Annotated in this window: 25 protein-coding genes; 21 read left to right on the top strand and 4 right to left on the bottom strand. The window is 72.1% G+C overall.

What is annotated here, in order from left to right; translation table 11 throughout:
* The first annotated feature begins 154 nt into the window (after positions 1–154).
* Positions 155–637 carry an ATP-binding protein gene (locus K2224_RS40005; protein WP_221911974.1) on the top strand — a complete coding sequence of 161 codons (483 nt, stop codon included), beginning with the start codon at positions 155–157 and terminating at the stop codon, positions 635–637.
* Here K2224_RS40005 and idi read toward each other — a convergent pair.
* Positions 612–1,223 (bottom strand): isopentenyl-diphosphate Delta-isomerase, encoded by a 612-nt coding sequence (gene idi / locus K2224_RS40010; protein ID WP_221911975.1) that lies wholly within the window; start codon positions 1,221–1,223, stop codon positions 612–614. The genes K2224_RS40005 and idi overlap by 26 nt on opposite strands.
* Before the next feature lie 432 nt (positions 1,224–1,655).
* Here idi and K2224_RS40015 point away from each other — a divergent pair, with 432 nt between their 5' ends.
* The 15 genes from K2224_RS40015 to K2224_RS40085 all read left to right on the top strand — a co-directional run bounded on the left by K2224_RS40015 (position 1,656) and on the right by K2224_RS40085 (position 18,966).
* Complete coding sequence (locus K2224_RS40015) at positions 1,656–3,476, top strand: DUF5941 domain-containing protein (RefSeq protein ID WP_221912307.1); 1,821 nt, start codon at positions 1,656–1,658, stop codon at positions 3,474–3,476.
* Positions 3,473–4,216 carry a sugar phosphate nucleotidyltransferase gene (locus K2224_RS40020; RefSeq protein ID WP_221911976.1) on the top strand — a complete coding sequence of 248 codons (744 nt, stop codon included), beginning with the start codon at positions 3,473–3,475 and terminating at the stop codon, positions 4,214–4,216. Before K2224_RS40015 ends, K2224_RS40020 begins: the two co-directional genes overlap by 4 nt.
* The gene (locus tag K2224_RS40025) at positions 4,204–5,265 is read left to right on the top strand and encodes an iron-containing alcohol dehydrogenase family protein (protein WP_221911977.1); all 1,062 of its coding nucleotides are present in this window, start codon (positions 4,204–4,206) and stop codon (positions 5,263–5,265) included. Before K2224_RS40020 ends, K2224_RS40025 begins: the two co-directional genes overlap by 13 nt.
* Positions 5,243–6,022: a CDP-alcohol phosphatidyltransferase family protein gene (locus K2224_RS40030; RefSeq protein WP_221911978.1), complete on the top strand. Its 780-nt coding sequence runs from the start codon at positions 5,243–5,245 to the stop codon at positions 6,020–6,022. The genes K2224_RS40025 and K2224_RS40030 overlap by 23 nt, the downstream gene beginning before the upstream one ends.
* Before the next feature lie 14 nt (positions 6,023–6,036).
* A complete protein-coding gene (locus K2224_RS40035) occupies positions 6,037–6,927 on the top strand; it encodes a glycosyltransferase family 2 protein (protein ID WP_221912308.1) in 891 nt (296 codons plus the stop codon).
* Positions 6,928–7,003: 76 nt separating this feature from the next.
* Entirely contained in the window at positions 7,004–7,933 is a 930-nt protein-coding gene (locus K2224_RS40040) for an ABC transporter permease (protein ID WP_221911979.1), read from the top strand.
* Positions 7,934–7,952: 19 nt separating this feature from the next.
* Positions 7,953–8,741: an ABC transporter ATP-binding protein gene (locus tag K2224_RS40045; protein WP_221912309.1), complete on the top strand. Its 789-nt coding sequence runs from the start codon at positions 7,953–7,955 to the stop codon at positions 8,739–8,741.
* 450 nt (positions 8,742–9,191) lie between these two features.
* Positions 9,192–10,058 carry a squalene synthase HpnC gene (gene hpnC / locus K2224_RS40050; RefSeq protein ID WP_221911980.1) on the top strand — a complete coding sequence of 289 codons (867 nt, stop codon included), beginning with the start codon at positions 9,192–9,194 and terminating at the stop codon, positions 10,056–10,058.
* Between the two features lie 26 nt (positions 10,059–10,084).
* Positions 10,085–11,011, top strand: coding sequence for a presqualene diphosphate synthase HpnD (hpnD, locus tag K2224_RS40055; RefSeq protein WP_398197306.1), 927 nt, complete (start codon positions 10,085–10,087; stop codon positions 11,009–11,011).
* Positions 11,012–11,111: 100 nt separating this feature from the next.
* Positions 11,112–12,581, top strand: coding sequence for a hydroxysqualene dehydroxylase HpnE (hpnE, locus tag K2224_RS40060; protein ID WP_221911982.1), 1,470 nt, complete (start codon positions 11,112–11,114; stop codon positions 12,579–12,581).
* The gene (locus K2224_RS40065) at positions 12,578–13,693 is read left to right on the top strand and encodes a polyprenyl synthetase family protein (RefSeq protein ID WP_221911983.1); all 1,116 of its coding nucleotides are present in this window, start codon (positions 12,578–12,580) and stop codon (positions 13,691–13,693) included. The genes hpnE and K2224_RS40065 overlap by 4 nt, the downstream gene beginning before the upstream one ends.
* 105 nt (positions 13,694–13,798) lie before the next feature.
* The gene (shc, locus tag K2224_RS40070) at positions 13,799–15,796 is read left to right on the top strand and encodes a squalene--hopene cyclase (protein ID WP_221911984.1); all 1,998 of its coding nucleotides are present in this window, start codon (positions 13,799–13,801) and stop codon (positions 15,794–15,796) included.
* Between the two features lie 5 nt (positions 15,797–15,801).
* Entirely contained in the window at positions 15,802–16,458 is a 657-nt protein-coding gene (locus tag K2224_RS40075; RefSeq protein ID WP_221911985.1) for a 1-hydroxy-2-methyl-2-butenyl 4-diphosphate reductase, read from the top strand.
* A 5-nt stretch (positions 16,459–16,463) separates the two neighbouring features.
* Positions 16,464–17,489: an adenosyl-hopene transferase HpnH gene (gene hpnH / locus K2224_RS40080; RefSeq protein WP_221911986.1), complete on the top strand. Its 1,026-nt coding sequence runs from the start codon at positions 16,464–16,466 to the stop codon at positions 17,487–17,489.
* Between the two features lie 94 nt (positions 17,490–17,583).
* Positions 17,584–18,966 (top strand): aspartate aminotransferase family protein, encoded by a 1,383-nt coding sequence (locus K2224_RS40085; protein ID WP_221911987.1) that lies wholly within the window; start codon positions 17,584–17,586, stop codon positions 18,964–18,966.
* Positions 18,967–19,023: 57 nt separating this feature from the next.
* Here K2224_RS40085 and K2224_RS40090 read toward each other — a convergent pair whose 3' ends face one another.
* Positions 19,024–19,833 (bottom strand): tyrosine-protein phosphatase, encoded by an 810-nt coding sequence (locus tag K2224_RS40090; RefSeq protein WP_260693868.1) that lies wholly within the window; start codon positions 19,831–19,833, stop codon positions 19,024–19,026.
* Between the two features lie 274 nt (positions 19,834–20,107).
* Between K2224_RS40090 and K2224_RS40095 the strand changes: the two genes are divergently transcribed.
* A complete protein-coding gene (locus K2224_RS40095) occupies positions 20,108–20,908 on the top strand; it encodes an SGNH/GDSL hydrolase family protein (protein WP_221911989.1) in 801 nt (266 codons plus the stop codon).
* Positions 20,909–20,970: 62 nt separating this feature from the next.
* On the opposite strand, the gene K2224_RS40100 is transcribed toward K2224_RS40095, so the two are convergent.
* A complete protein-coding gene (locus tag K2224_RS40100) occupies positions 20,971–21,444 on the bottom strand; it encodes an ATP-binding protein (RefSeq protein ID WP_260693869.1) in 474 nt (157 codons plus the stop codon).
* A 136-nt stretch (positions 21,445–21,580) separates the two neighbouring features.
* On the opposite strand from K2224_RS40100, the gene K2224_RS40105 reads away from it, so the two are divergent.
* The 3 genes from K2224_RS40105 to K2224_RS40115 are packed head-to-tail and all read left to right on the top strand — an operon-like array spanning position 21,581 to position 23,631.
* Positions 21,581–22,447, top strand: a complete 867-nt coding sequence (locus tag K2224_RS40105) for a helix-turn-helix transcriptional regulator (RefSeq protein ID WP_221911990.1) — start codon at positions 21,581–21,583, stop codon at positions 22,445–22,447.
* Between the two features lie 7 nt (positions 22,448–22,454).
* Complete coding sequence (locus K2224_RS40110; RefSeq protein ID WP_221911991.1) at positions 22,455–22,718, top strand: DUF397 domain-containing protein; 264 nt, start codon at positions 22,455–22,457, stop codon at positions 22,716–22,718.
* A 10-nt stretch (positions 22,719–22,728) separates the two neighbouring features.
* Positions 22,729–23,631, top strand: a complete 903-nt coding sequence (locus K2224_RS40115) for an SAM-dependent methyltransferase (RefSeq protein WP_221911992.1) — start codon at positions 22,729–22,731, stop codon at positions 23,629–23,631.
* Positions 23,632–23,757: 126 nt separating this feature from the next.
* Here the strand turns inward: K2224_RS40115 and K2224_RS40120 are convergent, their stop codons facing one another.
* The gene (locus tag K2224_RS40120) at positions 23,758–24,675 is read right to left on the bottom strand and encodes a carbohydrate kinase family protein (RefSeq protein ID WP_221911993.1); all 918 of its coding nucleotides are present in this window, start codon (positions 24,673–24,675) and stop codon (positions 23,758–23,760) included.
* 495 nt (positions 24,676–25,170) lie between these two features.
* Here K2224_RS40120 and K2224_RS40125 point away from each other — a divergent pair, with 495 nt between their 5' ends.
* A complete protein-coding gene (locus tag K2224_RS40125; RefSeq protein WP_221911994.1) occupies positions 25,171–26,574 on the top strand; it encodes an NAD(P)/FAD-dependent oxidoreductase in 1,404 nt (467 codons plus the stop codon).
* Positions 26,575–26,616 lie beyond the last annotated feature (42 nt).

Consider the following 26,616-nt stretch of genomic DNA (forward strand, 5'->3'; position numbering starts at 1 on the left):
CGGCGCCGACAAAGAAACGCGCAGGGAAAGGCGCCGCAACGCGTCGCGCGGTCCAGCAAATCCGCCAGAATCGGCCAAATGCCGTCGATAGGCGCTGACTTGTGTTCAGGAGCCCGGCCCGGACCGGACCATTCCCAACACTCGTCCTGTGAGGATGCCTTCCGGACCCCCTGCAGAACCCCCCGAGGAGCTGACCTCCCCGCTCGCGTACGAAGGTGTCTGGCGGTTCACCGCCCCGGCACTGGAGTCGTCGGTGCCCCACGCGCGCCACGCGGTCCGGGATCTGCTCGTCGAACAGCGTGTGCCGGTCGCCGACGCCATCCTGGACGGGCTGCTGCTGATCGTCTCCGAACTCGTCACCAACGCCGTCCGGCACGCCGCGCTGCTCTCCCCCCAGATCGCCGTCCAGCTGACCATCGGCGCCAACTGGCTGCGGATCGCCGTCGAGGACGACCACCCCTACCGCCCCAAGGCACTGGAGGCGGACGAGGACGACGTCGGCGGCCGCGGCCTGTGGCTGGTCAAGGTGCTCACCGCGGAGGCGGGCGGCAAGTGCGACGTGGAACACACCCCCGGCGGCGGCAAGGCCATCTGGGCCGAGCTGCCGCTCGCTACCAGCCCGCCGACTTCCCGGTGAGCTCGCGGACCGCCGGACGCGCCGCGTCCAGCACGGTCATGAACCACGCGGAGAACGGCGCCCGGGCATGCCGCTCGGCCAGCTCCTCCGGCGTGACGAACGCGATCTCGGCGATCTCCTCGGGATCCGGCGCCGGCTCGCCCCGCAGCAGTCCCACGAACAGGTGGTTGTACTCCTGCTCCACCAGGCCGGAGGCCGGATCGGGGTGGTTGTAGCGCACCGTCCCCGCCTCGCCCAGCAGCGCCGGGGCCACCCCCAGCTCCTCCGCGGTCCGCCGCGCCGCCGCCGCGAACGGCGTCTCGCCCGGATACGGGTGACCGCAGCAGGTGTTGGACCACACACCGGGGGAGTGGTACTTCGACAGCGCCCGGCGCTGGAGCAGCAGCCGCCCCTTCTCGTCGAAGAGGAAGACCGAGAACGCCCGGTGCAGCTGCCCCGGAGGCTGGTGCGCCGCGAGCTTCTCCGCGGTGCCGATCGTCGTGCCGTCCTCGTCGACCAGCTCCAGCATGATCGGTTCGGCGGCGCCGCCCGGCGCGTCCACCGCAGAGGTTCCGGCGGTCTGTGCGTTGGCAGGTGTGATCGGCATGCCCATCCTTGTCGTCGGTCGTCGACGTCAAGTCTGCCCCACCAGGGCCCCTACCAGTGGCAGAGCACCGTCCGCCGACGCGTGTACCGATGCCGCACACGACGCCCGGACACGGTGCGCGCCACCCGGCATGGCCCTCGCCACAGCAGCCCCGCGGCAACCGTGACCAGCCCCCGCATAACCGGCACCCGAGCCGGCGGCCAGTTGTTCCGGCCCGCCCCGATCCACCATGATGATCGCGGCAGGCTCAGCCGACGGTCACCCGATCGAGTGGTGAATACGTGGTGAACGGCCGCATCCCGCGATCGGATAGCCTCTGCCGACGTGCCTCCCGCCCCCAGGGGCCGGGTGTGCCACGCCCGCCGCCCGGGTAGTTCGTGCCGAATGCGGACCGACCGGCGCTGCTCGTCAGCATCCAAGGAGTGAGTTCGTCTGTCGACCGCCATCCTCACCGGCCCGCCGGTCGCCGGGTCGTCGCTCGAGGCCGACCTGCGCACACTGGGTTTCGAGGTCCGTACGGCCGGTGACCCCGGCGGCGCCACCGAGCTGCTCGCCGCGGTGCCCGCCCAGGAACGGGTGGCCCTGGTGGACCCCCGCTTCGTCGGCCACCTGCACGCCCTGCGGCTCGCCCTGACCGACCCCCGCTTCCCGGCCACCGCGGTGCCCGGCGTGCTCTCCGTCCAGGCCGGCGCCCGCGCCGCGCTGGACCGCGCGGCCGGCCGCATCCCGGTCGGCGCCGGCACCGCCCACCTGACCGACGTGCTCACCGACACCCTCACCGAGGCGCTCGACCGCGCCGACGTCGGACTGCACCACGTCGAGCCGGGCAGCCTGGTCGCCACCCTCGCGCTGACCCCCGCCCAGCGGGAGGAGGCCCGCGAGGCGGTCGCCGCCGTCGACGACGAGGCGGTCCGGCTGCGCACCGCCGTGAAGTCCCGCGACGGCTTCTTCACCACCTTCTGCATCAGCCCCTACTCGCGCTACCTCGCCCGCTGGTGCGCGCGCCGCGGCCTCACGCCCAACCAGGTCACCACCGCGTCCCTGCTCACCGCGCTGATCGCGGCGGGCAGCGCGGCCACCGGGACCCGCGGCGGCTTCGTCGCCGCCGGCGTGCTCCTGCTGCTCTCCTTCGTCCTGGACTGCACCGACGGGCAGCTCGCCCGCTACTCGCTCCAGTACTCGACGCTGGGCGCCTGGCTGGACGCCACCTTCGACCGCGCCAAGGAGTACGCGTACTACGCCGGGCTCGCCCTCGGGGCGGCCCGGGGCGGTGACGACGTGTGGGCGCTGGCGCTCGGCGCGATGATCCTCCAGACCTGCCGGCACGTCGTCGACTTCGCCTTCAACGAGGGCAGCGAGTTCGAAGGCGGCGCCGGAGCCGCCGGCCCCGCGGTCGCGCTCTCCGACCGGCTCGACAGCGTCGGCTGGACGGTCTGGGTGCGCCGCATGATCGTGCTGCCGATCGGCGAACGCTGGGCCATGATCGCCGTCCTGACCGCGCTCACCACCCCGCGCATCGTCTTCTACGCCCTGCTCGTCGGCTGCGCGCTGGCCGCCTGCTACACCACGGCCGGCCGGGTGCTGCGCTCCCGTGCCCGCCGTGCCCGGCGCACCGACCGGGCCGCCCGCGCGCTCGCCGACCTCGCCGACTACGGGCCGCTGGTCGAGCTGCTCACCGGCGGCGGCCGGGGCCGGAGCCGGAGCGGTTCCCTCCTGGCACCCGTTATGGCGTTTCTCTCGTCCGCGGTGCTGCTGGTATGGGTGATCTCCCAGCCGGACCCCGCCTCGTGGCCCACCGTCGGCGTCGCGGTCGGCTCCGCGCTGCTGGCCGCCGCGGCACTGGCCCGCCCGCTCAAGGGCGCCCTGGACTGGCTCGTCCCGCCCTTCTTCCGGGCCGGCGAGTACCTCACCGTCCTGATGCTGGCCGCCCGCGCGGACGTCCACGGAGCGCTGCCCGCGGCGTACGGGCTGATCGCGGCGGTCGCCTACCATCACTACGACACGGTCTACCGCATCCGCGGTGGCACCGGGGCCCCACCGCGGTGGCTGGTCCGGGCGACCGGCGGGCACGAGGGACGGATCCTCGTGATCACCGTCCTGGCCGCCCTGCTGCCCGCCACAGGTTTCACGATCGCGCTCACGGCACTCGCTGTGGTCCTGGCGCTGCTGGTGCTCGCCGAGAGCATCCGCTTCTGGGTGGCCGCCCACACACACGGTGCACCCGCCGTACACGATGAAGGAGAACCCGCATGATCGGCCTCGTGCTGGCCGCCGGCGCCGGACGGCGTCTGCGCCCCTACACCGACACCCTGCCCAAGGCTCTGGTGCCGGTGGACGGGGAGACCACGATCCTCGACCTGACCCTCGGCAACTTCGCCGAGATCGGCCTGACCGAGGTCGCGATCATCGTCGGCTACCGCAAGGAGGCCGTGTACGAGCGCCGGGAGGCCCTGGAGCAGAAGTACGGCCTGAAGATCACGCTGATCGACAACGACAAGGCCGAGGAGTGGAACAACGCCTACTCCCTGTGGTGCGCCCGTGACGTGATCGCCGCCCACGACTCGGTGATCCTCGCCAACGGCGACACCGTGCACCCGGTCTCCGTCGAGCAGACGCTGCTCGCCGCCCGCGGCGACGGCCAGAAGATCATCCTCGCGCTGGACACCGTCAAGCAGCTCGCCGACGAGGAGATGAAGGTCGTCGCGGACCCCGCCAAGGGCGTCCAGAAGATCACCAAGCTGATGGACCCGGCGACCGCGACCGGCGAGTACATCGGCGTCACCCTCATCGAGGGCGAGGCCGCCACCGAGCTGGCCGACGCCCTGAAGACCACCTTCGAGCGGGACCCCGACCTCTACTACGAGGACGGCTACCAGGAGCTGGTCAACCGCGGCTTCAAGGTCGACGTGGCGCCGATCGGCGACGTCAAGTGGGTCGAGATCGACAACCACGACGACCTCGCGAAGGGCCGTGACATCGCATGCCAGTACTGACCCGCCTCATTCCGTCCCCGGTCGTCGTCGACATCAGCGCCGGCGCCCTGGACGACCTGGCGGGTCTGCTGGCCGACCAGCGCATCTCGGCTTCCGGCAAGCTCGCCATCGCGATCAGCGGCGGCTCGGGGGCCCGGCTGCGCCGGCGGCTGGCCCCCGCCCTGCCCGGCGCCGAGTGGTACGAGGTCGGCGGCGGCACCCTGGACGACGCGATCAAGCTCGCCGACGCCATGAAGAAGGGGCACTACGACGCGGTCGTGGGCCTGGGCGGCGGCAAGATCATCGACTGTGCGAAGTTCGCCGCGGCGCGCATCGGCCTGCCGCTGGTGGCGGTCGCCACCAACCTCTCGCACGACGGGCTGTGCTCGCCGGTCGCCACCCTCGACAACGACGCGGGCCGCGGTTCCTACGGCGTCCCCAACCCGATCGCCGTGGTGATCGACCTCGACATCATCCGTGAGGCCCCGGTCCGCTTCGTCCGCTCCGGCATCGGCGACGCGATCTCCAACATCTCCGCGGTCGCGGACTGGGAGCTGTCGCACCGGGAGACCGGCGAGGGCATCGACGGGCTGGCCGCGGCCATGGCTCGGCAGGCCGGCGAGGCCGTGCTCCGCCACCCCGGCGGCGTCGGCGACGACGGCTTTCTCCAGGTGCTGGCCGAGGGCCTGGTGCTGACCGGCATCTCGATGTCGGTCGCCGGCGACAGCCGCCCGGCCTCCGGCGCCTGCCACGAGATCAACCACGCCTTCGACATCCTCTTCCCCAAGCGGGCGGCGAGCCACGGCGAGCAGTGCGGCCTCGGTGCCGCCTTCGCCACCCACCTGCGCGGCGACCGGGAGACCTCGGCGCTGATGGTCGAGGTGCTCCAGCGCCACGGCCTGCCGGTCACCCCGGGCGAAATGGGCTTCACCGACGAGGAGTTCGTGCAGGCCGTCGAGTTCGCCCCGAAGACCCGTCCAGGGCGCTACACGATCCTGGAGCACCTGGACCTGTCCACCGACCAGATCAGGGACGCATACGCCGACTATGCCGAAACCATCAGTAGCTGAGCTCCGCCCGGTCGTTCACCCCGAGGGCGTGAAGGACCGGCGCAGCGGGGAGCACTGGGCCGGCCGCCTCTACATGCGGGAGATCTCGCTCCGCTGCGACCGGTACCTGGTCAACACCCGGGTCACGCCCAACCAGCTGACCTACGTGATGACCGTCTTCGGTGTGCTCGCGGCACCGGCGTTGCTGGTGCCGGGCATCTGGGGCGCCGTGCTCGGCGTGGCCATGGTGCAGCTCTACCTCCTCTTCGACTGCATCGACGGCGAGGTCGCGCGCTGGAAGAAGCAGTTCTCGCTCGGCGGGGTCTACCTCGACCGGGTCGGGGCCTACCTCTGCGACGCAGCCGTGCTCGTCGGCTTCGGTCTGCGCGCCGCGGACCTGTGGGGCACCGGGCGGATCGACTGGCTCTGGGCGTTCCTGGGCACCCTGGCCGCCCTCGGCGCGATCCTGATCAAGGCCGAGACCGACCTGGTCGGCGTCGCTCGCCACCAGGGCGGCCTGCCGCCGGTCAGGGAGGCGGCGGCCGAGCCGCGCTCCTCCGGCATGGCGCTGGCCCGGAAGGCCGCCGCCGCCCTGAAGTTCCACCGGCTGATCCTCGGCATCGAGGCGTCCCTGCTGATCCTGGTCCTGGCGATCGTGGATTCGGTGCGCGGCGACCTGTTCTTCTCCCGGCTCGGCGTCGCGGTGCTCGCCGGCATCGCGCTGCTGCAGACCCTGCTGCACCTCGTGTCCATCCTCGCCTCCAGCAGGCTCAAGTGACCGCGGCGTCCACCATGCGGCTCGGGGCGGTTGTCCTGACCATGGGCAACCGCCCCGACGAGCTGCGCGCACTGCTGGAGTCCGTCGCCAAGCAGGACGGCGGGCCGATCGAGGTGGTGGTGGTCGGCAACGGCGCACCGCTGCCCGAGCTGGCCGTGCCCGGCCTGGCCGTGCGGACGGTCGAGCTGCCGGAGAACGTCGGCATACCGGCCGGCCGCAACGTCGGCATCGAGGCGTTCCGGACGGACGGCCGGGACGGCTTCGCCGTCGATGCGCTGCTGTTCCTCGACGACGACGGACGGCTGCCCCGCGCCGACACCGCCGAGCTGTGCCGCGAGGCGTTCGCCGCCGACCGGGAGCTGGGCATCATCAGCTTCCGGATCGCCGACCCGGACACCGGTGTGACCCAGCGCCGGCACGTCCCCCGGCTGCGCGCCTCGGACCCACTGCGCTCCTCGCGCGTGACCACCTTCCTCGGCGGCGCCAACGCGGTCCGTACCGCGGTGTTCGCCCAGGTCGGCGGCCTGCCCGACGAGTTCTTCTACGCCCACGAGGAGACCGACCTGGCCTGGCGCGCACTCGACGCCGGCTGGCTGGTCGACTACCGGGCGGACATGATCCTGCACCACCCCACCACGGCCCCGGCCCGGCACGCGGTCTACCACCGGATGGTGGCCCGCAACCGGGTCTGGCTGGCCCGTCGCAATCTCCCCGCCCCGCTGGTTCCGGTCTACCTCGGTGTCTGGTTCCTGCTCACCCTTGCCCGCCGGCCGTCGCTGCCGGGGCTCAGGGCCTGGCTGGGCGGCTTCCGCGAGGGCTGGGCAACCCCGTGCGGTCCCCGGCGTCCCATGAAGTGGGCTACCGTTTGGCGACTGAGCCGGCTGGGCCGCCCTCCCATCATCTGACAAGCTCGTATCTGAGAGCATCAGGCGCTGACCGGGGTGTCCCCGGCAGCGCACCTTGAGGACGAAAGTGTCAACTGTGAGCGAGACCACGCACGACGGTGCGGTCGTCATGAGTGCCCCGGCATCCGCCGACGAAGGACTCACGCCCCTTCAGCGCGCCCAGAAGTACGGGCTGGCGCAGAGCGGGGCCCGGCCCGGGCTGGTGGAGTACATCCGCCAGCTGTGGGCCCGTCGGCATTTCATCTCGGCCTTCTCCAGCGCCAAGCTGACCGCGCAGTTCAGCCAGGCGAAGCTGGGCCAGGTCTGGCAGGTGGCGACGCCGCTGCTGAACGCGCTCGTCTACTACTTCATCTTCGGCGTGCTGATCGGCACGCGGAAGGGCGTCCCGGACTACGTCCCGTTCCTGGTGACCGGTGTCTTCATCTTCACCTTCACCCAGAGCTCGGTGATGGCCGGTACGCGGGCGATCTCCGGCAACCTCGGGCTGGTGCGCGCGCTGCACTTCCCACGGGCCTGCCTGCCGATCTCGTTCTGCCTCATGCAGCTCCAGCAACTGCTGTTCTCCATGGGCGTGCTGGTGGTCATCCTGCTGGCCTTCGGGCAGATGCCCACCTGGTCCTGGCTGCTGGTGGTGCCCGCGCTGCTGCTCCAGTTCGTGTTCAACACCGGCCTGGCGATGGTCATGGCGCGGCTGGGCAGCAAGACCCCGGACCTGGCGCAGCTGATGCCCTTCATCATGCGGACGTGGATGTACGCCTCCGGCGTGATGTTCAGCATCAGCGTGATCCTCAAGGGCAAGCACGTCCCGCACTGGGTCGAGGTGATGCTCTACGGCAACCCGGCCGCGGTCTACATCGACCTGATCCGGTTCGCGCTGATCGACAGCTTCAAGGCGAGCCAGCTCCCGCCGCACGTGTGGGCGTTCGCCCTCGGCTGGGCGCTGGTGGCCGGCGTCGTGGGCTTTGTGTACTTCTGGAAGGCTGAGGAGCGGTACGGACGTGGCTGAGCAGGTGGCCGAGCAGACGATGGACGGCGTCCGGACGACGCCGACGCAGGACCGGATCCCGACCGTGATCGCGGACGAGTTGCACATCGTGTACCGCGTCTACGGCACGGGTGCGGGCAAGGGCAGCGCGACCGCGGCGCTCAACCGGATCATCCGGCGCCGGCCGTCGGTGGGCGTGCGCGAGGTGCACGCGGTCAAGGGCGTCTCCTTCACCGCCTACCGCGGCGAGTCGATCGGCCTGATCGGTTCGAACGGTTCCGGCAAGTCGACCCTCCTCAAGGCGGTCGCCGGCCTGCTCCCCGCCGAGCGCGGCAAGGTCTACACGCACGGCCAGCCCTCGCTGCTCGGCGTGAACGCGGCCCTGATGAACGACCTCACCGGCGAGAAGAACGTCATCCTGGGCGGTCTGGCGATGGGCATGTCCCGCGAGCAGATCCGCGAGCGCTACGAGGGCATCGTCGACTTCTCCGGGATCAACGAGAAGGGCGACTTCATCTCGCTGCCGATGCGCACCTACTCCTCCGGTATGGCGGCCCGTCTGCGGTTCTCCATCGCGGCGGCCAAGGACCACGACGTGCTGCTGATCGACGAGGCGCTGGCCACCGGTGACCGCGCCTTCCAGAAGCGCTCCGAGGCCCGCATCCGCGAGCTGCGCAAGGAAGCGGGTACGGTCTTCCTGGTCAGCCACAACAACAACTCCATCCGCGACACCTGCGACCGCGTGCTGTGGCTGGAGCGGGGCGAGCTGCTGATGGACGGCCCGACGGACGAGGTCATCAAGGCGTACGAGAAGGAGACGGGCAAATAGCCCATCTGCCGCAGGAGGCCCTCGCGAGCCCGGTTCGCGGGGGCCTTCGAGTGCGACGAAACGGTCAACTCCGTGGAGATCGGGAAGAGTTGGGTCTCCTGTGATGTTGACCGGATCATTGCCCGGGGCGTCGGTACCCGCACGGACGTCTCACAGATGTACGGCGTAAGCTGTACGAGTACTGAACGGCACAAGTGGTGCAAAGTCGGGCAAAGTGCACCCAGGCGGGCGACGAGGGCTCGATCGGAGCGCGTCGCCAGCTGCGGCGTGTCCGAAATGGGATGTTTTGGTCTGGCGGTGTAGAACGGGAGACGTGACGGCAATGGCTACTGGTTCGCTCCGGCTCCACAACACGCCGGGTAGCCCCCGGTGAGCCGAGGAGACGAGCAGGCGCGTCGCGCCTTCCTTCGGAGGGTGGCGGTGAGTGGCGGGAAGGACCACACACGCACCGTGCTCGATCAGGCCGTGCACGAGAATTTCCCGGTCGCACCGTTCTTCCTGCCGCGCGCCTGGCGCGCCGACCTGATGGCCCTGTATGGCTTCGCCCGCCTCGTCGACGACATCGGCGACGGCGACCTGGCCCCCGGCGGCGGCGACGCCGTCCTCCTCGGCCTGGACCGCGCCCAGCACGACGACCGCCCGGCACTGCTCGACGCCCTGGAGGCGGACCTGCACCGGGTCTTCAGCGACCGCCCCCCCGGCCCCAGGCACCCGCTGATGCGCCGCCTCGGCCCGACCGTCCGCCGCTGCGCGCTCAGCCCCGAGCCCTTCCTCGGCCTGATCGAGGCCAACCGCCAGGACCAGCGGATCAGCCGCTACGCCACCTACGGCGACCTGGCCGCCTACTGCGAGCTGTCCGCCAACCCCGTCGGCCGGCTCGTCCTCGGCGTCACCGGCACCTCCAGCCCCGAGCGCATCCGGCTCTCGGACGCCGTCTGCACCGCGCTCCAGCTCGTCGAACACATCCAGGACGTGGCCGAGGACCTCGGCCGGGACCGGATCTACCTCCCCGACGAGGACATGAAGCGCTTCGGTGTCACCGAGGCCGACCTGGCGGCGCCCACCGGCGGCGCATCGGTGCGCGCACTGATCGCCTTCGAGGCGGAACGCGCCGGTGACCTGCTGGATGAGGGCGCGCCGCTGGTGGGTAGCGTGCACGGCAGACTCAAGCTGCTGCTGGCCGGCTTCGTCGCCGGCGGGCGCGCCGCCCTCCAGGCGGTCGCCGCCGCCGATCACGACGTACTCCCCGGGCCGCCCAAGCCGGCCAAGCTCAGCCTGCTGCGCGAGGTAGGGGCGACACTGCGACGAGAGGGGTGAGCCGGACCGTGGAGGCAACCGCACAGATGCCCGCGCCGGTGCTCGCTGCGTACCGCTACTGCGAAACCGTCACCGGACAGCAGGCGCGCAATTTCGCATACGGGATCCGGCTGCTGCCGGCCGACAAGCGGCAGGCGATGTCGGCGCTCTACGCCTTCTCCCGCCGGGTCGACGACATCGGCGACGGAACCCTGGAACCCGAGGCCAAGGCCCGCCGCCTGGAGGAGACCCGCGCCCTGCTCGCGCGCGTCAGGGACGGCCGGATCGCCGTGGACGACACCGACCCGGTGGCGGTCGCGCTCGCCGACACCGCCCGGCGCTTCCCCGTCCCGCTCGGCGGGCTGGACGAACTGATCGACGGGGTGCTGGCGGACGTCCGCGGCGAGACCTACGAGACCTGGGACGAGCTCAAGGTCTACTGCCGCTGCGTCGCCGGGGCGATCGGCCGGCTCTCCCTCGGAGTGTTCGGCACCGTACCAGGCGCGCTCGACGCCGAACGCGCTCCGGAGTACGCCGATACGCTCGGGCTCGCGCTCCAACTGACCAATATTCTCAGGGACGTTCGCGAGGACGCGGACAACGGGCGGACGTACCTTCCGGCCGAGGACCTCGCCAAGTTCGGCTGCTCGGCGGGGTTCCACGGCCCGGTGCCGCCGCCAGGCGCCGACTTCACAGGACTGGTGCAGTTCGAGGTCAGGCGGGCCCGCGCGCTGTTCGCGGAGGGCTTCCGGCTGCTCCCGATGCTCGACCGGCGCAGCGGCGCCTGCGTGGCGGCGATGGCCGGCATCTACCACCGGCTGCTGTCACGGATCTCCGACGACCCGGAGGCGGTGCTCCGCGGCCGGGTCTCACTGCCCGGCCGGGAGAAGGCGTTCGTCGCGGTGCGCGGGCTCTCCGGCCTCGACGCCCGCGCGATCGGCCGCCGGCAGGCCGTGAGCAGGAGGCGTGGATGAGGTGCCGGACCGCGTACACCGACCACGGTCCGGCGTCGGCGCTGCGGGCAACCCTTCGCCGGACGGCTGCGTCCATCACGGACGTAAGGGGGGAGAGCACATGACAGCGGGAACGACGCTGCCCGGGCGCGACTCCGCGCGCCGCTCCGGCCGTCCCGAAGGGGCGGCCGCGGTGGTCGTCGGGGGCGGACTCGCCGGCACCACCGCGGCGCTGGCACTGGCCGACGCGGGCCTGCGGGTCACCCTGATCGAGGGCCGGCCGCGCCTGGGCGGCCTGGTCTTCTCGTTCCGCCGCGACTCCGCCGCCGGCCCGCTCACCGTCGACAACGGCCAGCACGTCCACCTGCGCTGCTGCACCGCCTACGGCGACCACCTGGCACGGCTCGGCGCGCAGGACCTGGCGCCCGTCCAGGACCGCATGGACGTACCGGTCCTGGACCCGGTCGGCGCCCGGGGCCGGGCGCGGCTCGGCCGGCTCCGCCGCACCGCGCTGCCGGTCCCGCTCCACCTGGCCAGGAGCCTGGCGCTCTACCCGCACCTCTCGCCCGTCGAACGCGCCGGCGTGGTCCGCGCCACCCTCGCCCTCGGCCGGCTGGACCCGGCCGACCCCGCGCTGGACGCCACCGACTTCGGCAGCTGGCTGCGCCGCCACGGCCAGAGCCCGCGCGCCGTCGAGGCGCTGTGGGATCTGGTCGGCATCGCCACCCTCAACGCCACCGCCGACGACGCCTCACTGGGGCTGGCCGCCAAGGTCTTCAAGACCGGCCTGCTCTCCGCCCCCGGCGCCGCCGACATCGGCTGGGCCCGGGTCCCGCTCGGCGACCTCCACGACACCCGCGCCGCCGCCGCGCTGCGCACGGCCGGCGTCGAGGTCGCGCTGCGCACCCGCGTCGCCGCCGTCACCCGCGACGGCGCCGGCTGGCAGGTCGCGGTGGAGAACGGCCCGCACGGCCGGGAGACGCTCACCGCGGACACCGTCGTCCTCGCCGTACCGCAGCGCGAGGCGCACACCCTGCTGCCCGACGGGGCCCTGCCCGCCAAGGACCGGCTGCTGGACATCGGCACCGCCCCGATCCTCAACGTCCACGTCGTCTACGACCGCAAGGTGCTGCGCCGCCCGTTCTTCGCCGCGGTCGGCTCCCCGGTCCAGTGGGTCTTCGACCGCACCGGCGCCTCCGGGCTGACCCGCACCGCCGGCAACGAACACAGCCAGTACCTGGCCCTGTCGCAGTCCGCCGCACAGGAGGAGATCGACCAGCCGGTCGCCAAGCTCCGTGCCCGCTACCTCCCCGAGCTGGAACGGCTGCTGCCGGCAGCCCGGGGCGCCCGGATCCTCGACTTCTTCGTCACCCGCGAGCGCACCGCGACCTTCGCGCCCGCACCGGGCGTCGGCCGGCTCCGCCCGGCCGCCCGCACCCAAGTCCCCGGCCTGTTCCTGGCCGGTGCGTGGACCGCCACCGGGTGGCCCGCGACCATGGAGAGCGCTGTCCGCAGCGGCACCGCCGCCGCCCGTGAGGCACTCACCGAACTCGGCGTCCCCCACGGCCAGTTGCCACCGGAGGCGGCATGACCAGGCGTACGGGCGCTCGCACGAGCACAAGCATCGGAAACAGAGGAGAAACCGTGGCTTCCCCGGCTATCGACACCGCGAGCGTCACCGCGCTGCTGGAGCGCGGGCGGACACTCGCCACTCCCGTGCTGCGTGCCGCCGTGGCCAGGCTCGCCCCTCCCATGGACACCGTCGCCGCCTACCACTTCGGGTGGATCGACGCGGCCGGCAACCCCACCACCGGTGACAGCGGCAAGGCCGTCCGGCCCGCGCTCGCCCTGCTGTCCGCCGAGGTCGCGGGCCAGGCCCCCGAGGTCGGCGTGCCCGGCGCGGTCGCCGTCGAGCTGGTGCACAACTTCTCGCTGCTGCACGACGACCTGATGGACGGCGACGAGCAGCGCCGGCACCGCGACACGGTCTGGAAGGTGCACGGCCCCGCCCAGGCCATCCTCGTCGGCGACGCGCTGTTCGCGCTGGCCAACGAAATACTGCTGGAGCTCGGCACCGTCGACGCCGGCCGCGCCACCCGCCGGCTGACCCTGGCCACCCGCAAGCTGATCGACGGCCAGGCCCAGGACATCTCCTACGAGCACCGCGAGCGGGTCACCGTCGAGGAGTGCCTGGAGATGGAGGGCAACAAGACCGGCGCCCTGCTCGCCTGCGCGGTCTCCATCGGTGCGGTCCTCGGCGGCGCCGACGACCGCACCGCCGACATCCTGGAGAGGTACGGCTACCACCTCGGCCTCGCCTTCCAGGCCGTCGACGACCTGCTGGGCATCTGGGGCGACCCGGAGGCCACCGGCAAGCAGACCTGGAGCGACCTGCGGCAGCGCAAGAAGTCGCTGCCGGTCGTCGCCGCGCTCGCGGCCGGCGGTCCCGCCTCCGAGCGGCTCGCCGGCATCCTGGCCGCCGACGCCAAGAAGACCGAGACCGAGATCGCCGACTTCACCGAGGAAGAGTTCGCCTCCCGTGCGGCGTTGATCGAGGAGGCCGGCGGCCGCGAGTGGACCTCCCAGGAGGCCCGCCGCCAGCACGCCACCGCCGTCGCCGCACTGGACGAGATCGACATGCCCGAATCGATCCGCGGACAGCTCGTCGCGCTCGCGGACTTCGTCGTCGTACGAGAGAGATGAGGGCCATCAACACGAACTAGATCGCAGTCGCCGGCCGGCGCCGCTCCGGCGCCGGCCGACGGAATCCCTGAGCACGTCGACAGATTCACTGCAGAAGGGGAAACCATGACAGCGACGACCGACGGCAGCACCGGGGCACGTCCGCCCCGGAGCTCCTCGGCCACCAGGACCACCGCCGTGCTGCAGGACACGGCGGAGGCCGCGCGGGAGGCGACCGCCCGCGCCACCGACCACCTGCTCTCCCTTCAGGACCCCGCCGGCTGGTGGAAGGGCGACCTCGAGACCAACGTCACCATGGACGCCGAGGACCTGCTGCTCCGTCAGTTCCTGGGCATCCAGGACCCGAAGCTCACCGAGGCCGCCGCCCGCCACATCCGCGGCGAGCAGTGCACGGACGGCACCTGGGCCACCTTCCACGGCGGCCCCGGCGAACTCTCCGCCACCATCGAGGCGTACGTCGCGCTGCGGCTGGCCGGCGACGAGCCGGAAGCCCCGCACATGGCCACCGCCGCCGCCTGGATCCGCGCCCACGGCGGCATCGCCGCCGCCCGCGTCTTCACCCGGATCTGGCTCGCCCTCTTCGGCTGGTGGAAGTGGGACGACCTGCCCGAACTCCCCCCGGAACTCATCTACTTCCCCAAGTGGTTCCCGCTCAGCATCCACGCCTTCGGCTGCTGGGCCCGGCAGACCATCGTGCCGCTGACCATCGTCTCGGCCAAACGCCCCGTCCGCCCGGCGCCGTTCGCCCTCGACGAGCTGCACACCGACCCCCGCGACCCCAACCCGCCGCGCCCGCTCGCCCCCGTCGCGAGCTGGGACGGCCTCTTCCAGCGCCTGGACAAGGCGCTGCACCTGTACCACAAGGTCGCCCTGCGCCGGCCGCGCGCCGCCGCGATGCGCTCGGCCGCCCGCTGGATCGTCGAACGGCAGGAGAACGACGGCTGTTGGGGCGGCATCCAGCCCCCCGCCGTCTACTCCGTCATCGCCCTGCACCTGCTCGGCTACGACCTCGACCACCCGGTGCTGCGGGCCGGCCTTGCGTCCCTGGACCGCTTCGCGGTCTGGCGCGAGGACGGCGCCCGGATGATCGAGGCGTGTCAGTCGCCGGTCTGGGACACCTGCCTGGCCACCATCGCACTGGCCGACGCCGGGGTGCCCGCCGACCACCCGCAGCTGGTCCGGGCCGCCGACTGGATGCTCGACGAACAGATCGACCGGCCCGGCGACTGGTCCGTGCGACGCCCCGAACTCCCCTCCGGTGGCTGGGCGTTCGAGTTCCACAACGACAACTACCCGGACATCGACGACACCGCCGAGGTGGTGCTGGCGCTGCGCCGCGTCCGGCACCCCGAACCGCACCGGGTCGAGGCCGCCGTCGACCGCGCGGTCCGCTGGAACGTCGGCATGCAGTCGAAGAACGGCGCCTGGGGCGCGTTCGACGCCGACAACACCAGCCCGTTCCCCAACCGGCTGCCGTTCTGCGACTTCGGCGAGGTCATCGACCCGCCGTCGGCCGACGTCACCGCCCATGTCGTCGAGATGCTCGCCGAGGTCGGCCGGACGCACGACCCCAGCACCCGCCGGGGCCTGGCCTGGCTGCTGGCCGAACAGGAGCCCGGCGGCGCCTGGTTCGGCCGCTGGGGCACCAACTACGTCTACGGCACCGGCTCGGTGCTGCCCGCCCTCGCCGCCGCCGGGGTCCCCGCCTCCCACCCCGCGGTCCGACGGGCCGTCGGCTGGCTGGAGCGGGTGCAGAACGACGACGGCGGCTGGGGCGAGGACCAGCGCTCGTACCAGGACAAGGAGGGCTGGGCCGGACGCGGCGCCTCCACCGCCTCGCAGACCGCCTGGGCGCTGATGGCGCTGCTCGCGGCCGGCGAGCGGGACGGCGAGGCGGTCCGCCGCGGGGTGCGCTGGCTGGTGGAGACCCAGCTGCCGGACGGCTCCTGGGACGAGCCGTACTTCACCGGCACCGGCTTCCCGTGGGACTTCTCCATCAACTACCACCTCTACCGCCAGGTCTTCCCGCTGACCGCCCTCGGCCGCTACGTCCACGGCGGACCGGCCATCGGCCAGGCCGCCGGGGCACCGGTGGGGGACTGATACGCATGCCGAGACGGCCCCCGCCGGACGCGGAACCGCCGCTGCTGGTCGCCTGTGCGCTCGGCATCGAACGGTTCGCGTTGCGGGGCGGGGACCACGGGGCGGCCGCACCGCCCGTGGTCACCCTGCGCACCGGCATGGGGCCGCAGGCCGCGGAACGCGCCGTGGCCGCCGCGCTGGGCGCCGGCTCGGCCACGGCGGGTTCCCCCGTCGTCGCCAGCGGATTCTGCGCCGGGCTGGCCCCCGGTACGCGGCCCGGGGACGTGATCGTCGCCGAGGCCACCCGGGACCACCGGCCCGGCGCCCTCGACGTGACCTGTCGGGACAACGGCCCCCTGGTGCGCGCCCTGCGGGAGCGCGGGCTGCGGGTGCACGCCGGTCTGCTGCGCGGTTCCGACCACGTCGTCCGGGGCGCCGAGCGGGCCGCACTGCACGCCGAGGGGGCGATCGCGGTGGACATGGAGTCGGCCGCCACGCTCCGCACGGCGGTGCGCTGCGGCAGCCCCGCGGTTGCCGCCGTCCGGGTGGTCGTGGACGCCCCGGAACACGAACTCGTGCGCATCGGGACGGTACGCGGTGGAATACAGGCCTTCCGCGTGCTGCGCTCGGTATTTCCTGTTTTCTTTGAATGGCACCGTTCTTTGCTGCTCCCCAGGAGGTGAGCCAGATGGCCATGCCGCTCCGGCAGTCCATTCGGGTAGGAACCTATCTGTTTGAACAGAAAGTGCTGCGCAAACGGGAGAAGTTCCCGCTGATTGTCGAGCTGGAACCGCTCTTCGCCTGCAACCTGAAGTGCGAGGGCTGCGGCAAGATCCAGCATCCGGCCGGAGTGCTGAAGCAGCGGATGCCGGTGGCCCAGGCGGTGGGCGCGGTGCTGGAGTCCGGCGCCCCGATGGTCTCCATCGCCGGCGGCGAACCCCTGATGCACCCTCAGATCGACGAGATCGTGCGACAGCTGGTGGCCCGCCGGAAGTATGTCTTCCTGTGCACCAACGCGATGCTGCTGCGCAAGAAGATGGAAAAATTCAAGCCCTCGCCGTATTTCGCCTTCGCGGTGCACATCGACGGAATGCGGGAGCGCCACGACGAATCCGTCGCGAAGGAGGGCGTGTTCGACGAGGCGGTGGCGGCCATCCGGGAGGCCAAGCGGCGCGGCTTCCGGGTCACCACCAATTCCACCTTCTTCAACACCGACACCCCGCAGACGATCATCGAGGTCCTCAACTTCCTCAACGACGACCTGAAGGTCGACGAGATGATGCTCTCGCCCGCCTACGCCTACGAGAAGGCCCCCGACCAGGAGCACTTCCTCGGCGTCGAGCAGACCCGGGAGCTGTTCCGGAAGGCGTTCGCCGGCGGCAACCGGCAGCGCTGGCGGCTCAACCACAGCCCCCTCTTCCTGGACTTCCTGGAGGGCAAGGCCGACTTCCCGTGCACCGCCTGGGCGATCCCCAACTACTCCCTCTTCGGCTGGCAGCGCCCCTGCTACCTGATGAGCGACGGCTACGTCCCGACGTACCGCGAGCTGATCGAGGAGACCGACTGGGAGAAGTACGGCCGCGGCAAGGACCCGCGGTGCGCCAACTGCATGGCGCACTGCGGCTACGAGCCCACCGCCGTACTGGCCACCATGGGCTCCCTGAAGGAGTCCCTGCGGGCAGCCAGGGAGACCGTCGGCGGCAATCGCGGATGACGCGGCGAGCGGAGCGCCGGCGGCACCGGAGCCTTCCGGTGCCGCCGGCCCGGCGTGGAGCGGCGCGGCCCGCCGCCCGTGAGGAGAACACCCCGTGACCGGATTCGACCTGACCAGGCTGCTCGCCGAACGCGGCGGCGAGCGCTACGAACTCCACAGCCGTCATCTGAACCACCAGCTCCCGCGGATGCTGCACACCATCGGATTCGACAAGGTCTACGAACGGGCCGAGGGCGCCTACTTCTACGACGCCGACGGCCAGGACTACCTCGACATGCTCGCCGGCTTCGGAGTGATGGGCCTGGGCCGGCACCACCCGGTCGTCCGCCAGGCCCTGCACGACGTCCTCGACGCCCAGCTCGCCGACCTCACCCGCTTCGACTGCCCGCCGCTGCCCGGGCTCCTCGCCGAGCAGCTGCTGCGCCACGCTCCCCACCTGGACCGGGTCTTCTTCGGCAACAGCGGCACCGAGGCCGTCGAGACCGCCCTGAAGTTCGCCCGCTACGCCACCGGCCGCCCGCGCGTCCTCTACTGCACTCATGCCTTCCACGGCCTGACCACCGGCTCGCTCTCGGTCAACGGCGAGGACGGCTTCCGGGACGGCTTCGCCCCGCTGCTGCCGGACACCGCCGTGGAGATGGGCGACCTGGCCGCGCTGGAGCGGGAGCTGAAGCGCGGCGACGTGGCGGCCTTCGTCGTCGAGCCCGTCCAGGGCAAGGGCGTCACCGTCGCCCCGCCCGGATTCCTGTGCGCCGCCCAGGAGTTGCTGCACCGCCACAAGGCCCTGCTGATCGCCGACGAGGTGCAGACCGGCCTCGGCCGCACCGGTGACTTCTTCGCCTACCAGCACGAGGAGGGCGTGGAACCGGACCTGGTCTGCGTCGCCAAGGCCCTCTCGGGCGGCTACGTCCCGGTCGGCGCCACCCTGGGCAAGGAGTGGATCTTCAAGAAGGTCTACTCCTCGATGGACCGGGTGCTGGTGCACTCCGCCAGCTTCGGCGCCAACGCCCAGGCGATGGCCGCCGGCCTCGCGGTGCTCTCGGTGATGGCGGACGAGGAGATCGTCGCCAACGCCCGGCGCACCGGCGAGCTGCTCCGCTCCCGGCTGGCCGCGCTGGTCGACCGGTACGAGCTGCTGCACGAGGTGCGCGGCCGCGGCCTGATGATCGGCATCGAGTTCGGCCGCCCCAAGTCCCTTGGACTGCGCAGCCGTTGGACGATGCTGCAAGCCGCCCGCAAGGGGCTGTTCGCGCAGATGGTCGTGGTGCCGCTGCTGCAGCGCCACCGCATCCTGACCCAGGTCTCCGGCGACCACCTGGAGGTCATCAAGCTGATTCCGCCGCTGATCATCGGGGAACCGGAAGTGGACCGGTTCGTCGAGGCGTTCACCGCCGTCATGGACGACGCCCACAGCGGCGGCGGCCTGATGTGGGACTTCGGGCGGACGCTGGTCAAACAGGCGGTCGCCAACCGCTGACGGCTCCCGGGGCGGTGGCCACCGCCCCGGGAGCCCGTACGGGACCCGCCGTGGTCGTCAGTCCGTCAGTAGACGGTGGCGCAGCTGCTCGCGGACGGCCGGGGAGAGCTTCAGTCCGTCGGCGAGGTAGGACTCGGTGGAGCCCCAGGTCTCCTCGATCGCGTCGAAGGCGGCGGTGAGGTAGTCGAGGTGCGCGCCGAACAGCGGCGCGAGCAGCTCCAGGATCTCCGGCGACATCCCGGCCGGGGAGTTGTCCGAGCGGCGGACCTTGTAGCGCCCGCCGGGGGCGTTGGACTTGAGGTAGTCCTCCTCGATGGCGTCCCGCTCCACGCCGACCGCGAGCAGGGTGACCGCGACGGTCAGGCCCGCGCGGTCCTTGCCGGCCGCACAGTGCATCAGCGCCGGCACGCTGTCCTCGGCCAGCGCGTGCAGCACCCGGCTGTGATCCTCGGTGCGGGTGGTGATGATGTCGCGGTAGGTGCGGGCCATGCGGCCCGCGGCCTTGCCGTCGCCGAGCGCGACCCGGAGGTGGTCCAGCTCGCCGTCCCGCACCATCGTCCAGAATTCCGCGCCGTCGGCGGGGTCGGTGAGGGGGATGTTGACGTTCCGCACGCCGGGCAGGGCGACGTCGGGGCCCTCCAGCTTGATGTCGGCGGCGTTGCGGAAGTCGAAGACGGTGTGCAGCCCGAGGCCGGTGAGGAACGCGGTGTCCGCCTCGGTGGCGTGCGCGAGGTGGCCGCTGCGGAAGAGCCGTCCGTGCCGGATGCGACGCCCGTCGACGGTCGGCAGCCCGCCCACGTCGCGGAAGTTGCGCACCTCCGCGAGCTTCGGCTGGGACTGGGGGACCTGCGGCGTCTGCTGCGTCACGGGCGCTCCTCGGGGTCGGCCGCCGACGCTGCTCGTCGACGAGACAGGGTTTCTTCGACGATACGACATTGGTGCAATGCGCAATCAGGTGGCAGTGCCGTGAAGCGCCGGCGCAACGGCGCGCATGATGCCCTACGCGTGGCGTCGAAACAGCACTTCCTGATCGATCCTTATTCCAACTTGGGCAGAATTTGACTCGGTGGTATTAATCACCTCTCGTCAACCCCTGGTTACGGTGGCGTAGGTCACTTCTCAAGGTGAAGTATGTCCTGACGTGGCAGACGATTCGAAGAACATCAGCAACGGCGCGGAGCGCGCCATCGGGTCGTACGCAGCCGTCGGGGACAGCTTTACCGAGGGGGTCGGAGATCCCGGTCCGGACGGGGCGTACATCGGCTGGGCGGACCGGCTCGCGGTTCTCTTGGCCGACCAGCGGGACGAGGGGGACTTCCGCTACGCGAACCTCGCCGTGCGGGGGCGGCTCCTGGACCGGATCATCGAGGAGCAGGTGCCCCGGGCGAAGCAGCTCGCCCCCGAGCTGGTGACGTTCTGTGCCGGCGGCAACGACATCCTGCGACCGGGCTCGGACCCGGACGCGGTGGCCGAGCGCTACGAGGCGGCGGTGGCCTCGCTCCGCGAAACGGTCCCGACGGTGCTGCTGTGCACCGGTTTCGACACCCGGGGCGTCCCGGTCCTCAAGCACCTGCGCGGCAAGATCGCCACGTACACCGCTCATGTCCGGGCCATCGCCGACCGGCACGACTGCCCGGTGCTCGACCTGTGGTCGCTGAAGTCCGTCCAGGACCGCCGGGCATGGAGCGAGGACCGGCTGCACCTGTCGGCCGACGGCCACACCCGGGTGGCGCTGCGTGCGGCGCAGGTGCTGGACCTCGCGGTGCCGGCCGACCCGGACCAGCCGTGGCCGCCGGAGACGGAGCGGACCCCCGCCGAGGCGCGGCGGGACAACATCCACTGGGCGCGCGAGCACCTCGTGCCGTGGATCGGCCGTCGGCTGCGCGGCGTCTCCTCCGGCGACGACGTCGCACCCAAGCGGCCCGACCTGCTGCCGCTGTAACCCCGTCCGGCAGCAGACCGGTACGCGAGGCCCCGTGCCGCCCCCGTGGCGGAGCGGGGCCTTCAGCGCGTCGTGGTCGCGGTCGCCGCGCGGTACGGCAGGTCGGCCCAGACCACCTGGCCCCGGCCGCCGTCGTCGGGGCGGGTGCCCCAACTGTCGGAGAGCGCACCGACCAGGAACAGGCCACGCCCGCCCTCCTGGTCGAGGGAACCGAGCCGGGCGTGCGGCGCGGGGCCGCACGAGCCGCCCTCGTCGGTGATCTCTATCCGTATGTGCGCGCCGACGACCATGATCTCGCAGCCGACCTTCTCGCTGTCGGTGTGCCGCACCGCGTTGGTGAACAGCTCGGTGACCACCAACTCCACGTCATCGCGGACCTGTTCGGCAGCGCCCCACTCGCGCAGCAGCGTGCTGACGCGCTTGCGCGCCTCGGGCACGGACGTGCGCCGCGCCGGCAAGTGGAACGCGTCCTGCGGGCTCTGGGCGAGGAATCCGCCGCATCGCCCTAACGACGGAGCGTTTTTGTAGGAAGCCACGACACAACTATGTGCGATGTTGCTCACCGTTGGCAAGGATCACTCTGTAATTTGCAGAATTAAAAGTGCAGTCTGTTCGAGCTGATGACGGCATGACACACTGCTGAACACTGAAGCTGGTTGGAGGGGATCGGACGTGGCGGACCCACGGTCTGCAGGTGCACCGACCGTCCTGCGGGTGGTGCTCGGCAAGCGACTGCAGGACCTGCGGGAGAGGGCGGGACTCTCCTTCGAGCAGGCGGCGGGCGCACTGGATGTGACGCACGCCACGATACGGCGCATGGAAAAGGCCGAGGTCGGCCTCAAGATCCCCTACGTCGAGAAGCTGTTGGCGACCTACGGCGTCACCGACCAGAAGGAGATCGACGGCTTCCTCTCCCTGGCCCGCGAGGCCAACCGGCCCGGCTGGTGGCACCGCTTCCGCGACGTCCTCCCCGAGTGGTTCAGCGCCTACGTCAGTCTGGAGAGCGAAGCCAACCTCGTCCGCTCCTACCAACCGCATTACGTCCCCGGCCTGTTGCAGACCGAGGACTACGCCGCCGCCGTGCTGCGCGCCGGAATGCCGCACGCCGCCCCCGCCGACATCGACCGCATCGTGGCCCTGCGCATGGAACGCCAGGCGCTGTTGACCCGCGAGAACGCCCCGATGCTCTGGTCGGTCATGGACGAGACCGTGCTGCGGCGCCCCATCGGCGGACCCAAGGTGATGCGCGACCAGATCACCCGGCTGATGGAAGCCACCTCGCTGCCGAACGTCCGGCTCCAGGTGATGCCGTTCGCCGCGGGCCCGCACCCCGCCATGTACGGGCCGTTCCACATCTTCCGCTTCCCGATCCCGGAGCTCCCGGACATCGCGTACGCGGAAAGCCTCGTCGGAGGCGTGTACTTCGACCAGCGCAACGACGTCTCGCAGTTCCTGGAGGCCCTGGACCGGATGTGTGCCCAAGCAGCGCCGGCACACACCACCGAGGCCATTCTGGGTGGCTTTCGCAAGGAGATCTGAACCCCCCATGGATCGCATACGCATCTACAACGGCATGCCCGCCAACGAGTTGGGCACGGACGGCTGGCACAAGCCCTGGAGCGGCGGAAACGGCGGCGAGTGCGTCGAGGCCATGCGCCTGCGCGACGGCCGGGTCGCCCTGCGGCAGTCCACCGACCCGGACGGTCCCGCACTGATCTACACCCACCGCGAGATGGTCAGTTTCATCGAGGGCGCGAAGGCCGGCCACGCCGACTTCCTGCTCTCCGCCGCGCCGTGTCCGGCGCACTGAGGGAGGAGCCATGAACGACCAGCACAGCCCTCCTGCGGGGGACGACGGCATGCCGGAGTTCGGGCCGTACCCGCCGGGGCCGGACCACCTCGGTTTCACCGCCGAGGAGATCGACACCAGCCGCCCGCACCCGGCCCGGATGTACGACTACTTCCTCGGCGGCTGGGACAACTACGAGGTCGACCGGGTCGCCGGCGACCGCGTCATCGAACTGCACCCGCAGGTCCGTGACAGTGTCCGCGCCAACGGCGCCTTCCGCCGGCGTGCGGTCCGCGCTGTGGTCGCCACCGGCGTCCGGCAGTTCCTCGTCCTCGGCATCGGCATCCCCACCTCGCCCAACACCCACGAGGTGGCCCGGCAGTCCGCCCCCGAGACCCGGGTGGTGTACGTCGACAGCGACCCCATCGTCGCCACCCACGCCCGGGCCCGGCTCGCCAACGACCCGGGCACCGCCTTCGCCCTGGGGGACCTCCGCGCCCCCAAGGCCGTCCTGGACGACCCGGTGGTGCGCGAACTGATCGACTTCGATCAGCCGGTGGGGCTGCTGATCGGCGGCGTGATGGACTTCCTCACGGACGACGACAACCCCGCCGCGCTGCTCGCCGCCTTCGGCGCCGCACTGCCGGCCGGCAGCCACCTGGTGCTCTCGCACAGCACCTACGAACCGTACGAGGGCTACGCCGAGGGCCGGGTCGACGAGGCCGCGCGGGCGCATGTGGAGGAGGTCTACAAGAGCGCCACCACCCCGATCGCGCTGCGCACCAAGGCCGAAGTCGCGGCGCTCCTCGGGCCGTTCGACCCGCTGGAACCAGGCGTCGTACGGGTGCCGCTGTGGCGGCCGGACGGTCCGGTGCCCGGTCCGCAAGAACTCAACAACACCATCTTCTACGGGGTGGTGGGCCGCAAGGGCTGAGACGGCCGAGCCCTGCGGGGCCGGACGCCGGCGCCCCGCCCCCGCGGGGCCGTGCCGGAGTGGGAGTCCGGCCGGCCAGGGGGATCCGCCCGGGCGCCGCGAGCCGGCGCCGCGGTGCGGACGAGCCTATGCCCCGGTGGGGGAGACCTCGGCCTCGACGGCCGGCACCGGGGGCGGCGGAGGCGGGGGAGACGCGGCGGCCCCGAGGTCGTCCGGACCGGCGAGGGCGGTGTGGGTACCCGCCGACGTACAGGCGTGGGCGCCCGACACGGCACCGAGCCGGGCGCACTCCTCCAGATCCCGGCCCGACAGCCGGCCGTAGAGGAAACCACAGGTGAAGGCGTCACCCGCGCCGTTGCTGTCGATGACCGGGCCGGGCGGTACGGCGGCCGGCACCAGCCGCGGGGTGCGGTCCTCGGGGGTGAGGAGGTAGGCGCCGCCCGCGCCGGCGGTGGCGATCACCGCCTGGGCACGACCCTCGCGCAGGACCTCCCGCATGATCGAGCTGATCCGCTCACCGGCTCCCGCCGTGCTCAGGAAGACCAGATCCGAGCGGAACGCGAAGTCCCGGTGGTGCTCGGTCAGGCCGTCCCAGTCGTGCAGATCCGTGGAGACGGGGACGCCCAGCGCCTCGATGTCGTCGAAGAGGTAGCGGGCGAAGTGGCTGATGGAGAGGTGGACGTGCCGGGTGCGGCGGAGCAGCGGGAGGTAGTGCTCGGGCGGCATCCGCAGGTCGAGCGGGTCGCGCGGGTCGTAGAAGGACATCCGGCGGCCGTCGGGCGAGACGAGGTTGACGGCCCGGCGGGTGCCGTGCGGCGACGTCAGCGGGCGGAAGTCCACACCACTGCCGGCCAGCCGTTCGCGTACCAGGGCACCCGGCGGGTCGTCGCCGAGGAAGTCCACGAATCCGGTGGTGAGTCCCAGCGCCGCGCAGCCGAGCGCGACCCCGGTACCGGTGTGCCCGGCCCATTCGCGGATGGGCGGCACTGCATGGCTGTCGGCGGCTGGTACGGGCAGCGCACTGACCCGCACGATCGTGTCCACGCCCGATCCGCCGACGACGAGTACGTCATATGGCTCAGATACCTGCTGGAAGGTCACAAGCGTCCCTGAATCCCTTGCTGGTGAGAGGGGTCCCGTGCTGGTGGGAGCGGCCGCGGCCGCGGTGCGCCCGCCGTCGGGAGTCTAGACGCACACTCGCCTCATATCGGGATGTTAGGGACTGGCGCGACGCGCGGGGAGGGGCGGGCGACCGGAACGCCATCACCCGTGTGCGGAGGCCGGCGGCGAGCGGGTGACGGCTCCCGGTCGGCCCCGACCGGCTCCCGCCCCGCCGACCGGGCCGCTCCCCACACGACGTCAGGAGGCCGTGCTTGCAGGGAGGTTGCCCGGGCGGCGTTCGAACCGATCGGGATGGGGAACGGAGCGTTGACACGGGCACGCCCGGGCGCCGAGGCTGAGCCGCACCAGTGATCAGGCCCCGGGACGGGGACGACGGCCGGCCGCGGGGCAGGACGGCCGGGCGGCGAAGGGATACGCATGGCGGAGCACACCGGGCGCGGGCGGACCGCCGTCGTGATCGGCGGGGGACTCGCCGGAATGCTCGCCGTCACCGCCCTGCGCGGCCACGTCGAGACGATCACGGTCGTCGAACGCGACCGCTACCCGGCCGGCCACGCCTTCCGCAAGGGCGTCCCGCAAGCCCACCACCTGCACCTCCTCCTCAGCGGCGGGCAGCGCGCGCTGGACCGGCTGCTGCCCGGCACGGTCGCCGCGCTCGCCGATGCCGGGGCCCGCAGCCTGTATCTGCCGAGCGAACTGGTCACCCGTACACCCACCGGCTGGCAGCGCCGCTTCGACGAGCGGCGGCATCCCACGCTCAGCGTCACCCGGCCGGTGCTGGACGCCGTGGTCCGCGAGCGGGCACTGGCCGCCGCCGACCCGGCCACCCGCGTCGAGGTCCTGGAGGCGACCGCGGCCGTCGGCCTCACCGGCGACGCCCGTCGGGTCACCGGCGTCAAGGTCCGCGTCCGCAACGGCGACCACACCGCCGGGGCGGTCCGGGTGCTCGACGCCGACCTGGTCGTCGACGCCTCCGGGCGCGGCTCCCGTACGCCCCGTTGGTACGCCGACCTGGGCCGCGCGGCACCGCACGAGGAGACCGTCGACTCCGGCCTCGTCTATGCCACCCGGATGTACCGACCGGCCGACCCGGACGGCGGACCGGGGGTGGCCGTCAACGTCCCCGGCCGGCCCGAGTGCCCGCGCGGCGCCGCCTACGTCCCCGTGGAGGGCGGCAACTGGCTGCTGACCCTGTCCGGAGTGCACGGGCACCACCCGCCCACGGACGGGGCCGAGTTCGCCGCGTTCAGCGCCACCGTCGGCGACCCCTGCGTCCACGAACTGCTCGCCGGCGCCGAACCGGTCTCGCCGGTGCACGGCTTCCGCGACACCTGCAACCGTCGCCGCCGCTACGAGCGCCCCGGTGCCGCACCCGACGGCCTCCTCGTCCTCGGGGACGCCGCCTGCACCTTCAACCCCGTCTACGGCCAAGGCATGTCGGTGGCCGCGCTCGGCGCGCTGGCCGTACGGGACACCCTCGACGCCGCCGGCGGCCTCGGGCCCGGCGTCCTCGCCCGGGCCCAGCGGGCGATCAGCCGCTCCGCCGAAACCGCCTGGACGGCGGCGGTCGGCGCGGACCGCCCCTACGTCCGCGGGCCGGAGACCAGGGCGGGCCTCGGTGAGCGGCTGACCACGCGGTACCTCGACCGGCTCGCCGCCCGCGCCGCCATCGACCCGGTCGTCGGCGCCGCCTTCCGCGACGTCTTCTGCCTGACCGCCGGGCCCGCCCGCCTGATGACCCCGCAGGTCCTCCTGCGCACCGTCCTCCTTCCGCGCCGCCCGGGCCTGCCGCGCCTGCCGGTCGCGGTGGAGGCGGCGTGACCAGGAGGTCGGCGGGGCGTTCCCGTGGACGCCGCCGCGGCC

The organism is Streptomyces sp. BHT-5-2 (genome assembly GCF_019774615.1).
Taxonomy (GTDB): Bacteria; Actinomycetota; Actinomycetes; order Streptomycetales; family Streptomycetaceae; genus Streptomyces.

Bases quoted from the DNA above. Each gene is read 5' to 3' on its own strand.
- idi (WP_221911975.1), bottom strand. From the start codon at position 1,223: ATGCCGATCACACCTGCCAACGCACAGACCGCCGGAACCTCTGCGGTG.
- hpnH (WP_221911986.1), top strand. From the start codon at position 16,464: ATGGCCATGCCGCTCCGGCAGTCCATTCGGGTAGGAACCTATCTGTTT.
- K2224_RS40045 (WP_221912309.1), top strand. From the start codon at position 7,953: ATGGACGGCGTCCGGACGACGCCGACGCAGGACCGGATCCCGACCGTG.
- K2224_RS40025 (WP_221911977.1), top strand. From the start codon at position 4,204: ATGCCAGTACTGACCCGCCTCATTCCGTCCCCGGTCGTCGTCGACATC.
- K2224_RS40005 (WP_221911974.1), top strand. From the start codon at position 155: ATGCCTTCCGGACCCCCTGCAGAACCCCCCGAGGAGCTGACCTCCCCG.
- K2224_RS40035 (WP_221912308.1), top strand. From the start codon at position 6,037: ATGCGGCTCGGGGCGGTTGTCCTGACCATGGGCAACCGCCCCGACGAG.
- K2224_RS40065 (WP_221911983.1), top strand. From the start codon at position 12,578: ATGACCAGGCGTACGGGCGCTCGCACGAGCACAAGCATCGGAAACAGA.
- K2224_RS40110 (WP_221911991.1), top strand. From the start codon at position 22,455: ATGGATCGCATACGCATCTACAACGGCATGCCCGCCAACGAGTTGGGC.
- K2224_RS40115 (WP_221911992.1), top strand. From the start codon at position 22,729: ATGAACGACCAGCACAGCCCTCCTGCGGGGGACGACGGCATGCCGGAG.
- K2224_RS40030 (WP_221911978.1), top strand. From the start codon at position 5,243: ATGCCGAAACCATCAGTAGCTGAGCTCCGCCCGGTCGTTCACCCCGAG.
- K2224_RS40125 (WP_221911994.1), top strand. From the start codon at position 25,171: ATGGCGGAGCACACCGGGCGCGGGCGGACCGCCGTCGTGATCGGCGGG.
- shc (WP_221911984.1), top strand. From the start codon at position 13,799: ATGACAGCGACGACCGACGGCAGCACCGGGGCACGTCCGCCCCGGAGC.
- hpnD (WP_398197306.1), top strand. From the start codon at position 10,085: ATGCCCGCGCCGGTGCTCGCTGCGTACCGCTACTGCGAAACCGTCACC.
- K2224_RS40020 (WP_221911976.1), top strand. From the start codon at position 3,473: ATGATCGGCCTCGTGCTGGCCGCCGGCGCCGGACGGCGTCTGCGCCCC.
- K2224_RS40075 (WP_221911985.1), top strand. From the start codon at position 15,802: ATGCCGAGACGGCCCCCGCCGGACGCGGAACCGCCGCTGCTGGTCGCC.
- hpnE (WP_221911982.1), top strand. From the start codon at position 11,112: ATGACAGCGGGAACGACGCTGCCCGGGCGCGACTCCGCGCGCCGCTCC.